The 13,472-nt window shown below is 61.0% G+C and carries 11 protein-coding genes; 1 reads left to right on the forward strand and 10 read right to left on the reverse strand.

All coding sequences use genetic code 11. The annotated features are described in order from the left end of the window. Positions 1 to 39 precede the first annotated feature (39 nt). From G7Y31_RS08880 to G7Y31_RS08895, 4 genes are all read right to left on the reverse strand, one after another. A complete protein-coding gene (locus G7Y31_RS08880) occupies positions 40 to 1,530 on the reverse strand; it encodes a SpaH/EbpB family LPXTG-anchored major pilin (RefSeq protein ID WP_165009483.1) in 1,491 nt (496 codons plus the stop codon). Between the two features lie 310 nt (positions 1,531 to 1,840). After that, positions 1,841 to 2,119: a 50S ribosomal protein L27 gene (gene rpmA, locus G7Y31_RS08885; RefSeq protein ID WP_165009485.1), complete on the reverse strand. Its 279-nt coding sequence runs from the start codon at positions 2,117 to 2,119 to the stop codon at positions 1,841 to 1,843. Positions 2,120 to 2,159: 40 nt separating this feature from the next. Beyond that, the gene (gene rplU / locus G7Y31_RS08890) at positions 2,160 to 2,465 is read right to left on the reverse strand and encodes a 50S ribosomal protein L21 (RefSeq protein WP_165009487.1); all 306 of its coding nucleotides are present in this window, start codon (positions 2,463 to 2,465) and stop codon (positions 2,160 to 2,162) included. A 164-nt stretch (positions 2,466 to 2,629) separates the two neighbouring features. Continuing rightward, positions 2,630 to 5,161, reverse strand: a complete 2,532-nt coding sequence (locus G7Y31_RS08895; RefSeq protein ID WP_244977368.1) for a translation initiation factor IF-2 N-terminal domain-containing protein — start codon at positions 5,159 to 5,161, stop codon at positions 2,630 to 2,632. 205 nt (positions 5,162 to 5,366) lie between these two features. On the opposite strand from G7Y31_RS08895, the gene G7Y31_RS08900 reads away from it, so the two are divergent. Next, positions 5,367 to 6,110 (forward strand): hypothetical protein, encoded by a 744-nt coding sequence (locus G7Y31_RS08900; protein ID WP_165009491.1) that lies wholly within the window; start codon positions 5,367 to 5,369, stop codon positions 6,108 to 6,110. Between the two features lie 26 nt (positions 6,111 to 6,136). Here the strand turns inward: G7Y31_RS08900 and ndk are convergent, their stop codons facing one another. From ndk to G7Y31_RS08930, 6 genes are all read right to left on the reverse strand, one after another. Continuing rightward, on the reverse strand, positions 6,137 to 6,547 hold the full coding sequence (gene ndk, locus G7Y31_RS08905; protein ID WP_165009493.1) for a nucleoside-diphosphate kinase: 411 nt from the start codon (positions 6,545 to 6,547) through the stop codon (positions 6,137 to 6,139). A gap of 25 nt (positions 6,548 to 6,572) precedes the next feature. Then, positions 6,573 to 7,025, reverse strand: a complete 453-nt coding sequence (locus G7Y31_RS08910; RefSeq protein WP_235922976.1) for a DUF4233 domain-containing protein — start codon at positions 7,023 to 7,025, stop codon at positions 6,573 to 6,575. A gap of 82 nt (positions 7,026 to 7,107) precedes the next feature. Further along, positions 7,108 to 7,980 carry an ATP-grasp domain-containing protein gene (locus tag G7Y31_RS08915; RefSeq protein ID WP_165009495.1) on the reverse strand — a complete coding sequence of 291 codons (873 nt, stop codon included), beginning with the start codon at positions 7,978 to 7,980 and terminating at the stop codon, positions 7,108 to 7,110. Between the two features lie 4 nt (positions 7,981 to 7,984). Further along, positions 7,985 to 9,520 (reverse strand): bifunctional folylpolyglutamate synthase/dihydrofolate synthase, encoded by a 1,536-nt coding sequence (locus G7Y31_RS08920; protein WP_165009497.1) that lies wholly within the window; start codon positions 9,518 to 9,520, stop codon positions 7,985 to 7,987. Beyond that, complete coding sequence (locus G7Y31_RS08925) at positions 9,520 to 12,264, reverse strand: valine--tRNA ligase (protein ID WP_196823557.1); 2,745 nt, start codon at positions 12,262 to 12,264, stop codon at positions 9,520 to 9,522. The genes G7Y31_RS08920 and G7Y31_RS08925 overlap by 1 nt, the downstream gene beginning before the upstream one ends. Before the next feature lie 29 nt (positions 12,265 to 12,293). Continuing rightward, positions 12,294 to 13,271: a malate dehydrogenase gene (locus tag G7Y31_RS08930; protein WP_165009498.1), complete on the reverse strand. Its 978-nt coding sequence runs from the start codon at positions 13,269 to 13,271 to the stop codon at positions 12,294 to 12,296. Positions 13,272 to 13,472 lie beyond the last annotated feature (201 nt).

Below are 13,472 nucleotides of genomic sequence, written 5' to 3' on the forward strand. Positions count from 1 at the left end.
TGATGCCAATAAGCAGTTGCTTTAGGTAGACGTGCGGGCTTAAGCTCGCGAATCCTGGTACGAGGTGTACAGACCGCGGGCCAGCAGGAGCAGACCGAGCAAGAACACCAACACAATGCCCCACGCACCGGTAGCCGGCAGCTGTCCCAGGACGGAGTTCTTCTGGTTATCCACAGACACTGCCAGTTGCCGGGCCTGTCCTTCCACCGCAGTAACTACCTGCGGCTCCGGGTTGCGCACATAGCCCTCCGGCGCCTTGGTTTCGAGCACGCAGTACTGAATGGCCTCCACACCGGTGCCAGCGGCAAAAGAGCTCAGTGGGATATTCGAAATGGTCGCAGTCGCGTTACCGCCTTGGGCGTCACCACCTGCGGTGGTGGCGATGGTGCGTTTGTCCTGCCCAGCTGGCTTAACGTTGAGTGCTTGCCCCACCAGGGTGCCCTTGCCCTCATTGACCGTGCACTGGTAGAGCTCAAACTCCGCTCCGTTGAGGCTCTTATCCCCATTGGTGGTGGTCTTAGTAATGGTCAAGGTGCCGAAGGTGGTGGCCGTCGGGTTGTTTTCGACCTGCTCCGTTGCCGGATCATCGCCGTTGGTGTCTACCATAGCGTCGTTGGGTAGCTCAATGGTAGCTGTGTTGGTGATTTGGCCCTGGGCGTTAATGGCCTGCTCAGAGACCGTGGCCTGGAACTCCACCAGGACCTTAAGCGCCGGACTGGACTTACGGGCAGTTTCCAGCTTGGCGCGGCCAGCGTCGGTGAAGTTCACCCGTAGCGTGTTTCCCTCATTGCTAATGGTGTAATCTTCGGCCGCGAGCGCCGTGCTGGTGGTATCTCCGGCCAGGGAGATCTTGGCGGAATCAGCCACATAGGTCAGGCCGACCACCAGTGGGTCTTCCACATTAAACCGCGTCAGGGCGCCAGCTGGCACTGGGGCGTTGACGGTGTAAGTCAGGTTATCGCCTACCGTCACGCCGGTGTCCTTGACCTGCTTGGTGGGGGTGATCTTCTGGTTCTTTGGCTTCACCGTTTGCGAATAGGACCACTGCCCGTTTTCCGAGTGCGGCAAGGCGACCAGGAAGGGCGCAGCAGCGGTATAGCCTTCCTTTTGCAATTCAGTGATCTTGTACAGACCCACCGTAAAGTCTTCATTATCCTCGGTGCGCAGGGTGACGGTACCGTCATTTCCCGTGGTGACCGTGGCTACTTCGGTGAAGTCGTTGGCTGTTTCCGCCTTGAGCTCCGCAGCCTTCTTCCAACCTTCCTGGGTGCTCAGATTAACGCCGTTGATCCTCTCAATCCTGAACTGGACACCGCCCAGCGGGGTGTCCGTCTGGCCTGGATCACCCAGGTACTTCTGGATAGTCAGGCTCACGTTGGCGTCGTTATTTACCAGGTTGGCTTGCTCCAGCGTGGCGGGTTGGGGAATGGTCTCCCCGCCAATTTCTTGAGCCCCAGCAAATCCGGTGCAGGCGATGGTCAGGGCGCTGGCGGCTACCGCGCCAGCAATGCGCATAGAGAACTTAGACATGGTCTACCTATCCCCCAGGAATCCTGGGACGAGGTGCACCCACACCCGCCCCCAAGGAGGTGCGAGCGCACAGCAATCGAGTTGACAGTGCCATAATAAAACGCCTGCCAGCGCATTTACAAGCTCCGCACAGCTAAAGCGAAGCCTTTGTCCGCGCGCGCGATGGATAAACCAGGATAAACACAGCCCAGCCCGCCATAAACTACAGGCCGAAAAGTGAATATAAATTATCTAGATGGTGCTAGATGGTGCTAGGAAAACGCATGTAGCCCCACACACCAGGGTGCGGGGCTACAGTCCGGAAAAGCTCTTAAGCGGAAGCCTCAGCAGCAACCTGCTCAGCCGGAACGATGTTAACGATGCGACGGTTACGCTTGATGCCGAACTGCACAGAGCCAGCCTCGAGCGCGAACAGCGTGTCATCGCCGCCACGGCCAACGTTCTCACCCGGGTGGAACTTGGTGCCGCGCTGACGCACGATGATCTCGCCAGCCTTAACCTGCTGACCACCGAAGCGCTTAACGCCGAGGTACTTCGGGTTAGAATCGCGACCGTTGCTGGAGCTGGAAGCACCCTTCTTGTGTGCCATGTGGTTTCCCTCCTTTAGGGGTATACGAGCCGGTTAGGGCTTACTTAATACCGGTAATCTTCAAAACGGTCAGCGGCTGACGGTGGCCCTGACGCTTCTTGTAGCCGGTCTTGTTCTTGTACTTCAGGATGTCAATCTTCGGACCCTTGCCGTGGTCGACGATCTCTGCAGTAACGCTAACCTTCTCCAGGTCAGCGGCCTTGGCCTTGACGTTGGCGCCATCGACGAGCAGAACCGGGGTGAGAGCAACGGACGAACCCGGCTCACCCTCGATCTTCTCGACCTTGACGAGGTCACCTTCAGCAACCTTGTACTGCTTGCCGCCGGTCTTGACGATCGCGTACATAGAGGGCTACCCCTTATCTAAACTCGGCTCAGGGCCAACCGGAGCTGGCCCTGAATGGACTTGGACTATTCATAGCGTTTAGGCGCAGTTCTATCACCTAAACAGCGACTGTCAAAGACTACCCCGTCAGGACTACTTTGTCCAAACCGGACCCTAGCACAGAATCATTTAGCGGTGCGACGCGCCGCGCGGCGCCGGGGCCGCGTAGCCTTGACCGTCTCCGGGGCACGGCTAGCAGGCTCGCTAGCGGCCGGGGCAGCAGGGCGACTAGAGGGGGCATCGGCACGCCGGACCGCACGCCGACGACGCCGCGCGTGGGATTCCTGGCTGTCCTGCCCCCTGTATTCCTGGACGTTGCCTTCCTGGAACTTGCCTTCCTGGGCTTCCTGGACGAAATCCTCCGGGCGGGGGCGGTGGTCTGAACGCGAATTGCCGCGAGTGCGCCGCTTGCGCCGCGGGGAGTTTTCAAATTCCTCTACGGCCTGCTCATAGCTGCGCTCAGCGTTGTCCACCGCGGCGTAGGCGATCTCTTCGATAGCACTCACGCTGCTGCGGCCCCGGCCTGCACCACGCACACCCCGGCGGCGACGCCGGGAAGGCTGTTCCTCGTCGTCCACAACCACCACGGCAGAAGCCAGCTCTTCATAGCGCTCCTCACGTGGGCTGCGCTTGCGCTGCTGCTTTGCCTCATCGGCCTTGGGCTCCGGCTCCTGATCTTGCTGGTGGGTGTTGCTGCGGCCACTCGTGCGCTCCTGCTCGGCTTCATCTACCGGGTAGTCGTGAATAATCAACCCCCGGCCATGGCAGTGCTCGCACTCCGTGGAGAACGTCTCTACCAGTCCGGTACCCAAACGCTTGCGGGTCATCTGTACCAACCCCAGGGACGTGACCTCGGATACCTGGTGGCGGGTACGGTCCCGGCCCAGGGCCTCCTTGAGGCGGCGCAGCACCAGCTCCTGGTTTTCCGGCAGCACCATGTCCACGAAGTCCACCACAATCATCCCGCCCAGATCGCGCAGGCGCATCTGCCGCACAATCTCTTCAGCGGCCTCAAGGTTGTTACGGGTGACTGTTTCCTCCAGGTTGCCGCCGGAGCCGGTGAACTTACCGGTATTGACATCGACTACCGTCATGGCCTCCGTGCGGTCGATCACCAGCGTGCCGCCCGAAGGCAGCCATACCTTGCGCGCTAGTGCCTTATGCAGCTGCTCATCCACGCGGTAGTGCTCGAAGGCGTCCTTGCCCTCATGGCTGTCGCGGTCAAACTTGGACACACGATCTGCCAGCTCCGGGGCCATGGACTGCACATAGTGGCTGACCACATTGAACGACCGCTTGCCGTCGACAATCAGGTCCTGGAAGTCCTCATTAAACAAGTCGCGGACCACCTTGACCAGCAGGTCCGGCTCCTCATAGAGAGTAACCGGCCGGGGATTCTTGCGCTGCTTAGCTTCCTCGCCGCGCTCATAGATGTCCTGCCACAAGTTATGCAGACGGTTAACGTCTACCGCGATGGCTTCCTCAGGCACATTTTCTGCCGCGGTGCGAATAATCGCACCCCCCTGCGCGGGCACCACGCGGCCCAGAATCTCCTTCAGGCGCTTGCGCTCCGGAGCGGGCAGCTTGCGCGAAATCCCCGCGTTGTGCCCACCGGGAACGTAGACCAAAAAGCGTCCCGGCAAGGAGATCTGAGTGGTCAAACGCGCACCCTTGGTGCCCACGGGATCCTTAGTCACCTGTACCAGCACCATGTCCCCCGACTTCAGGGCGTGCTCAATCTTGCGGGAGCGCCCACCCAGGCCAGAGGCGCGCCAGTCCACTTCCCCGGAGTACAACACACCGTTGCGTCCCTGTCCGATATCCACGAAGGCCGCCTCCATCGACGGCAGCACATTTTGGACCCGGCCGACATAAATGTTTCCAATCATCGACGCCTGGGAATCGCTGGTAACAAAGTGCTCCACCAGCAAGTCATCCTCCAGCACACCCACCTGGGTGACCACACCAGCGCCGTCCGCGCGGGCCTTTTCGCGCACAATCATGGTGCGCTGTACCGACTCGCGGCGGGCCAAGAACTCCGCCTGGCTGACAATGTGCTGGCGCTCGCGGCCCTTCTCCCGCATTTCCACACGGCGCCGACGCTGCGCCTCAATGCGCGTAGAGCCGCGGATGGCCTTGGGTTCCTCGATAACCTCAACAGCAGGCTTGACCTCGGGCGCGGCCTGCGGCTCCGGGGCAGCCTGAGGTACGGAAACGGTTTTGCGCTGGGCCCTGCGGCGGGTGCGGCCGGCGGTAGCCACCGGCTGCGGCGGCTGAAAGACCGGCACTAGGTCCACAGCGGGCTCGGCTTGCGTATCTGCCGCCTCTAGCTCCGTGCCCAGTTGCGCTTCTACCTTCTCCTCAATCTGGGAGATCTCATTGTCCACATTCTTGCGCACACGCTCGCGCAACTTATCCTCAGCAACGTCGTCCGCACCGGTGGCGTCCTGGGCCTCCACTGCATCCAGGAAGGCATTGACCTCGGCTGCCGTTAGCGCGGACTGGGGAGCTTTCTTGCCGATGCCCAGGCGCTCCAGCTCTGCCACCAGCTCACTGGAGGCAACTTTGAGCTGCTTGGCCAGGGTATAGACGCGGATTTTTTCCGGCAACGCTGCCCGATCTACGTTGGAGATATTTTTCTTTATAGCTTCACTCATCATGTCCACTCACACCCCGGGCGCATACAGGGCTCTCCTGCAGCTGCCGCACGAGGCGATAATTTGTTAAATTCTGCACAATCTTGTGAGCAGTACCTATAATCTAGGCACAGACTCTGTTTCCCATCTTTGCACACAACCGCTTGCAATACCGCATGGTGTTACACACAACGTGGCCTGCGAGCTGAAAGAAGAACGCCACCCTATGTCAGAAATCACCCGATTCCAACACCGCAATGAGCTCAGCCCCCAGCAACTGTTCGCCCTGGGCCTGCCTATCGGTGTGGGTATAGCAGGTGGCGTGCTGGAGTCGGTGGCCACCATCGGGCTGGCAATAGTTGCTTTTATCGCATCCGGGGTGTGGATTTACCGCACGGCCCCACCAAAGTTTGTGGCCCCCAGATTCGAGGAATACCGCGACAGCGACCATAGCCTGTGGTATCGCTACAGCTTCGTCGCGCTCATCGCCACATTAGCCGCAGGCCCGGTGTTACACGATGTCGTGCAAGACATCATCCCCAGCGGGGAGTCGCTGCCACTAGCCGTGCAGGCCGCAGCCAGCGGGCTCTACGTTGCGACGGTGGCACCCTGGGGCCTGCACTTACAGCTGACGTCGCAGCGGCGCATCGGCAAGCGGCGCCTGCGGCAAGTCCTGGCCCACCCCAGCCTCGAAGGAGTCACCGCCACGCGCATAGAGGCCGCGCAGCGCCACCGACCGTTGTTAGCAGCGCTGTGCGCGGTGGGGGCAGTGGACGGCGGAACGGTCCCCGCCCAAGCGATCACGCGCTTGTTGGACGTTCCGCTTGAAGAGGTCACCGGTGCCATCGAAGAGCTAACGGAATTAGACATTCTGGCCACTGAGCGCATTGGTCTCTATGCCGCCGCCCCCAAGTGGCACACAACGCTGACCCCGTTGGGGGTCAACTGCCTCAGCGCCCAGGCGCGTTAACCCGGGCGCCACAGCGGGCCATGTTTTTAGAGGTTCGGGAACCAGATGGCGATTTCCCGCTGTGCAGACTCCGGGGAATCAGAGCCGTGCACCACGTTCTCCCCCACAGTCAAAGCGAAGTCACCGCGGATGGTACCCGGAGTGGCCTTGGAGACCGGATCCGTGCCGCCAGCCAACTGACGCCAGGCCTCAATGGCGCGCTCGCCCTCAACAATGCCAGCCACCAGCGGAGCAGACGTAATGAAGTCCACCAGCTCACCGAAGAAGGGCTTGTCTGCGTGCTCCGCGTAGTGCTTTTCTGCGGTCTCGCGGTCTGCAACGCGCAGATCCATAGCGGCCAGCTTCAGGCCCTTACGCTCAATACGAGCAATGATTTCACCAACGTGGCCGTTGGCAACGCCGTCCGGCTTGATCAGGATGAGAGTACGTTCAGTCATGTGGCACATCCTACCGCAGCTGCCGCTAACCTTCAGTGTTGAGGTGCTGGGTGGTCAAATAACCCCGACGCATGCGCTCCACCAACACTGAGCGCAGATATACCGCCAGCAACCACAACAGCGCGAAGACCACCATAATGGCGGTAATTGACCAGTGAATAAACAATCCGGCGAACGCCCCGACAATCTGGGCTCCCAAAATTGCCGCCAACGCCCACGGCCTGCGGATAAAGGCGAACATCACCAGGTGAAAGGCCAACAATGCACCCAACACAATGAAGGTGGGCCCGTTCCACAGCGTGCCCTGATTGACCATACGCAGTGCCGGTAGCGCGAGCACTAAGGTGATGACCTCCATGGTCAGCCCATTAGCCAGCACCATGCCGTTGAACTGCCTCAGCGGGTCCTTCACCGGCTCACTGCCCAGGCCCAGGGGGCTAAGTTCAGCAGGGTCTTGGGGTTGTGGTGATGTGCTCAAAGTCTTCCTCGTCTTCCTGGGTCTTCCTGGGTCTTCCTCGCAGTCAGAGTCTCTCACGCAGCGCTGGCAGCAGCTGCAAAGTCTACCGCGCTACCTGCCTGGCTACGTAGTCAATAACCTGCGCGGCAACATCGCAACCGGTGACCTCCATCAGCGTCATAAACTGCGCGTTGGAGTTTACTTCGCACACCAACTCCCCTAGGAAATCCACCGAACCTATCTCCAAACCCAATGCCTTCATAGCTGTGCGCGCGGCCTGCAGCTGCCCGTCACTCGGCGTGGCCGACACCGCCGTGCCACCACCGGTAACATTAGTGCGAAAATCTCCTCCCACACCCCTGCGCTCCATCGCCGCCACGCACCGCCGCCCCACCATATACAGCCGGGTATCTTGCCCATGGGAGCTAGCAGTATAGCGCTGCACCAACAACCGCTGCCCCTGCGCAGCTGCCAAGTGATCTAAAAGTTCTTCCTCGCTGTGCAACAAAAACACGCCCTGACCCCACGAGCCGACCGCGTGCTTTAGCACCAGTGGAAACCCCAAGAACTCCCGCACCTGCCGGGAGAATTCCGAGCTCCGCCACTGCTCGCGCGTGAGTGGCTGATAATGCAGTGGCACCGCCAGCGTATCCGGCTGCGCCACGCCTGCGCCTGCTAGCGAGGCAAAAGTGTAGAGCTTGTCATCACAATCAGCCACCGCCTGCGCACTGTTAATCAGCCGCACGCCGCGGGCCTCTAGCAAGCGCAGCACAGGTAAATCCTTGTCCATCACCAGCACTGCAGCGGGCAGGGCGGACCTGGAAAGCTGAGTCGCATGCGCCGCGACCCAATCATTGCTCACCCGCTGCAGGCGCAACCTCCCGGTGGCCGCCGCAGCAGCACCAAGGGCAGCAAACTGCTGCTCAAAGCGCTCCCAGCGCAGCCACTGGTTAGTCAGCAACCATACAGTTTCCACGCTGTCAGCTCCCCTGCTGGGACATGGCGCGGATTTCCGCAGCCGTGGTGATAGAACCAGTGGCCACAATACCCCAGCCGTCCTCCTCTACCTCCTCGACAATGACGCTAATGGCAGTATCCATGGCCTCAATCAGTGAGTGGGTAACCAGGACGCGCTCGTCGCCAAAAATGTCATAAGCCAGCTCCGCTAGCTCCTGGGCCGGCACCGCGCGTGGCGAGGAGGATTGTGAGACAATCAGCTGCTCAAACACCGGCTCCAGGCGGGTGAGGATCTCCGCGGCGTCCTTATCGCGCAGAATGCTCACTATGCCCACCACGCCCTGGAAGTGGAAGTCTTCCCGCAGCGTCGCCGCCAGTGAAGCTGCGCCGTGCGGGTTGTGTGCAGAATCCACAAACGTCACCGGGTCTGTGCGCACCCGTTCCATGCGCCCGGGCACACTCACCTGGGCAAAGCCGTGGCGCACCAGCTCGACATCCAGGCCGCGGTCTGCCCGCGCGCCAAAGAAGCCCTCCACCGCAGCCAGCGCCACCGAGGCATTGAGTGCCTGATGCGCCCCAGACAACGGCAAGAAAACCTGGTCATAGACCCCTCCCAAACCGCGCAGGGTAAGCACTTGCCCGCCCACAGCCACGGCGCGCTCCACCACGTGGAACTCACTGCCAGCGCGCGCCACCATGGCATCGGCAGACACGGCAGCCTCCAGCAGCACCCGCTGGGCCTCAGGCTCCTGCGGCGCCAAGATAGCCAGGTCTTCTGCCGGACCAGCAAAGTCATCAGCCGCCACCACGCGCGGTTTGATTATGCCCGCCTTATGCGCCGCGACCTCGCCCAACGTTTGCCCTAGCCAAGACTGGTGCTCCAGGCTCACCGGGGTAATGACTGCCACATCAGCATTGACCACGTTGGTGGCATCCCAGGTGCCCCCCATGCCCACTTCCACCACGGCGACGTCTACGGGGGCATCGGCAAAGCATGCAAAAGCCAGCGCCACCTGCAACTCAAATGTGCTCAACGGCGCTTGGCCTTGGCCCGCATACTGCTGGTCCACCATCGCAACATAAGGGGCAATATCCTCCCACGCAGCCACCACATCCGCGGGATGAATATTCTGGCCGTCGATGACTATGCAATCCGTCACCGAGGTCAGCTTCGGGCTGGTAAACAGACCCACCCGACGGTGGAATGCACGCAACAGCGAGTCCGCCATGCGCGCGGTGGAGGTCTTGCCATTGGTACCCGCGATGTGGATAACGTCGAAGACCTGCTCCGGGTGGCCTAGCAGGTCCAACAGCGCCTGCACGCGGTCCAGACTGGGATTGGGGGCGTCGTCTTGAGGGCGGGCAGCCCACTGGGCTTCTAGCGCCGCCAAAGCCGCCAGGTCCTGCGCCGTGACTTCTCTGACTGTGCCCTCTTCGTCCACCTGCGCGGGCTCACCCAGGTTGAGAGTCAGGCCGGACTCCGTAATCTCTACCGGCGAGTCCTCAGTACCCAGGGCCAACGCATCGACGACCTCAATGTCCTCCTCGCGGCGTACCACTACTGCAAAGCCTCCAAGCGAGCACCGATACGCGCAACTTCTTCCTGGGCAATCTGCTGGCGGGTGCGAATCTTGGCCACGACCTCATCCGGGGCCTTAGCCAAGAAAGCCTCGTTCCCCAGCTTCTTTGCGGTCTGCTCCAGCTCCTTATTGGCCTTGGCCAGGTCCTTTTCCAAACGCTTACGCTCTGCAGCTACATCGACGGCCCCGGAGGTATCCAAAGCAACCTCCACGGTGCCCTGGCTCAAGCGCACCTCAATAGTGGCAGAGACTGCAAAATCCTCTCCGGGCACAGTGGTATTAGCCAGGTTGCGCACCAGCTCTTCTTGGCCGGCCAGATCCACGGCGCTAAAGTCCAGGCGTCCAGGGACCTTTTGGGAGGGCTTGACCCCCTGGTCGGAGCGGAAGCGGCGCAGCTCGGTAATGAGCTTATCGGCATCCGCTATACGCCGGGCTGCTACCTCATCCGTGCTGGCCCCACCATTGGTGTCCGCCGCAGTGGGCCACGGCGCGGTAACCACGGTGTCTTTACCCGTAAGCGCCTTCCACAGCACCTCCGTGACAAAGGGCATGGTCGGGTGCAGCAAACGCAGCACCACGTCGAGGACGCGGCCCAACACAATCTGGGTGTTGCGCCCCTGCGTGGACTGGCCATCGCGAGGAATCTGCGTCTTTGCAATCTCAACGTACCAGTCACACAGCTCGTCCCACGCGAAGTGGTACAGCAGCTCGCTGGCCTTGGCGAACTGGTAGTTATCCAGGTACTCATCCACCTGCTGGCGCACCTGCTCGGCGCGGTCAAGGATCCAGCGGTCAGCGTCGGTGAGTTGTTCCCTGTCCGGCAGCGTGCCCACGCCAGCACCATTCATCAGGGCAAACTTGGTGGCGTTGAATAGCTTGGTGGCAAAATTGCGTGCCGATGCCGCAGCATCAGCCCCCAGCGGCAAGTCCACGCCCGGATTGGCCCCGCGTGCCAAGGTAAAGCGCAAGGCGTCCGCGCCGTAGTCGCGCACCCAATCCATAGGATCAATGCCATTGCCCAGGGACTTAGACATCTTGCGGCCTTGCTCGTCACGCACCAGGCCGTGCAAGTAGACGTCCTGGAAGGGGATCTGCGGGCGACCATCGGCGCCCTGGCCCAGGAGCTCCGGGGTGTGCTTAGCAGCAAAAGTGCCAAACATCATCATGCGCGCCACCCAGAAGAACAAAATGTCATAGCCGGTGACCAGCACGTTAGTGGGATAGAACTTCTCCAACTCCGGGGTGGCCTCCGGCCAGCCCATGGTCGAAAATGGCCACAGCGCAGAGGAGAACCAGGTGTCTAGCACATCCGGGTCCTGGACGTAGCCCTCCGGGGCCTGCTCATCCGGGCCCACGCACACAATGTCGCGGCTGCCATCAGCCTGCTCCGGGCCGTACCAAATGGGGATGCGGTGACCCCACCACAGTTGGCGGGAGATGCACCAGTCATGCATGTCATCGACCCACTCAAAGTAGCGCGGCTCCTGGGAGGCCGGGTGGATGCGCACGTCGCCGGCGCGGACGGCATCGCCAGACATTTGCGCTAGCTGCTCTACCTTAACAAACCACTGCAGCGACAGGCGCGGCTCAATGGCCTCCCCGGAGCGCTCCGAGTGGCCCACCGAGTGGACATAGGGGCGGATCTCTTTGACAATGCGCCCCTGCTCCCGCAGCGCTTCCCGGATCTGCACCCGGGCTTCTTCACGCGTCAGGCCATCAAACTGGGTGCCTGTGTTCGCAATATGCCCGGTGTCATCCATGATGTTGGGCATATCTAGATTATGGCGCTGGCCCATCGCGTAGTCATTGGGATCATGCGCCGGGGTAATTTTGACCGCACCGGTGCCAAACTCGCGGTCCACATAATCGTCTGCAATGACCTTGAGTGTGAGATCCTCGCGGAACGGGTGCGCAAACTCGGTGCCGATCAGGTGCTGATAACGCTCGTCCTCCGGGTGAACTGCGATGGCAACGTCGCCCAGCATGGTCTCCACACGGGTCGTGGCCACCACCAGGTGCGGCTGGGAATCATCCAAAGAACCATAGCGGATAGAGACAAGCTCGCCTTCGACATCCTTGTAGACGACCTCAATATCAGAGACCGCAGTCTCTAGCACCGGTGACCAGTTCACCAGGCGATTGGCGCGGTAAATCAGGCCCTCATCGTAGAGCATCTTAAAAATGGTCTGCACTGCGCGCGAGAGGCCCTCATCTAAGGTAAAGCGCTCCCGGGACCAATCCACGGAGTCACCAATAGCGCGCATCTGCGTTTGAATGGTGCCGCCATATTGCTCTTTCCACTCCCAGACCTTAGCGATGAAGTCCTCGCGGTCATAATCCCAGCGGGACTTCCCCTCGGTCTCCTTGAGCTTGGCCTCCACCTTGCTCTGGGTAGCAATGCCCGCGTGGTCCGCACCAGGCAGCCACAGCGTGGCAAAGCCCTGCATGCGCTTGCGGCGAATCAACGAATCCATGAGCGTGTGGTCCAAGGCATGGCCCATGTGCAGCTGGCCGGTGACATTAGGCGGCGGCAACACAATGGAATACGCTGGCTTATCCGAGTCCGGATCCGCCTGGAAATACCCGGCGTCTACCCAACCCTGGTACAGGTCCTGCTCTACCGTCTGGGGCTCCCAAGACTTAGGCAGGGCCTGCGCCCGGTTGGTGCCGATGAGTTGCTCTTTAGGTTGGGCAGTAGATTGCTCGTTAGGATGCTCAGTCACCCGGCCGATTCTACCCTGCCGTTAATTCCTTAGGGCAGCAGGTGGGCTACAGCGTCGCGCTCGGCTTGCAGTTCTGCTACCGATGCCGCAATCCGCTCCTGCTGGAATTCGCTGAGCTCCAATCCTTGCACAATGTGCCAGCGGCCGTCACGCGCCACCGTGGGGAAGCCGCACACCAGGCCCTCCTCGACCCCGTAGGAGCCGTCGGAGACCACCGCTGCCGTGCGCCAGTCTTGCGTACCGTGTACCCAATCATGCATGTGGTCCACTGCCGCCGAGGCTGCCGATGCCGCCGAGGATGCCCCGCGCACCTCAATGATCTCTGCTCCACGCTTGGCCACCCGGGGGATGAATTCCTCCGTATACCAGGAGGTCTCTACCTCCACTGGGGCGCCACCCCTCTGTGCAAAGGTGAGGTCCGGGAACTGGGAAGCCGAGTGATTACCCCACACGGCCACCTGCGAATACTCCACACTTTGGGCGCCCTGGTGCTGGGCTAGCTGGCTCAGTGCCCGGTTGTGGTCTAGGCGCATCAACGCCGTGAACTGCTGCGGATCCAAATCCGGGGCATTGCGGGAAGCAATGAGGGCATTGGTGTTAGCGGGGTTGCCCACCACCAGCACCTTAACGTCACGGGCGGCGAATTGGTTGAGCGCTTTTCCTTGGGCGCTAAAAATTTCTGCGTTGGCATTGAGCAAGTCCGCGCGCTCCATCCCCTTGGTGCGCGGGCGCGATCCCACCAAGAATGCCGCCGTGGTGCCGGTGAAGGCCTCCTCCAAATCTGCGGTCACGGTGATTGAGCGCACCAGGGGGAATGCCGAGTCTGCCAGCTCCATGGCCACACCACGGGCTGCTGGAAGCGCTGGCTCAATTTCTAACAGCACCAGGTCCACCGGGACGTCCGCACCGAAGACGTCCCCCGAGGCGATGCGAAACAGCAGCGCGTATCCAATGTTTCCCGCCGCACCGGTGACGGTAACGCGTTGCGTAGACTGAGTGTCGACCATAAATGTTCCTCCTAGGATGTGGGGGCAGAGTTCTTCAGTGCCCAGTGTGGTCCCCTGCGAGCATTCTTGGAGCCAGATCCGGCACAAATCACAGCAAAATACCCCCAAACGGAACATTTTGCCCCCGATCTACCCCCTAATTTCGGAATTGTAGTACCTATGTCGCGAATTTTCGGGCACCATGGATAGGCAGGAATTTTC

Origin of the sequence: Corynebacterium lizhenjunii (genome assembly GCF_011038655.2) — a bacterium.
GTDB classification, from domain to species: Bacteria; Actinomycetota; Actinomycetes; order Mycobacteriales; family Mycobacteriaceae; genus Corynebacterium; species Corynebacterium lizhenjunii.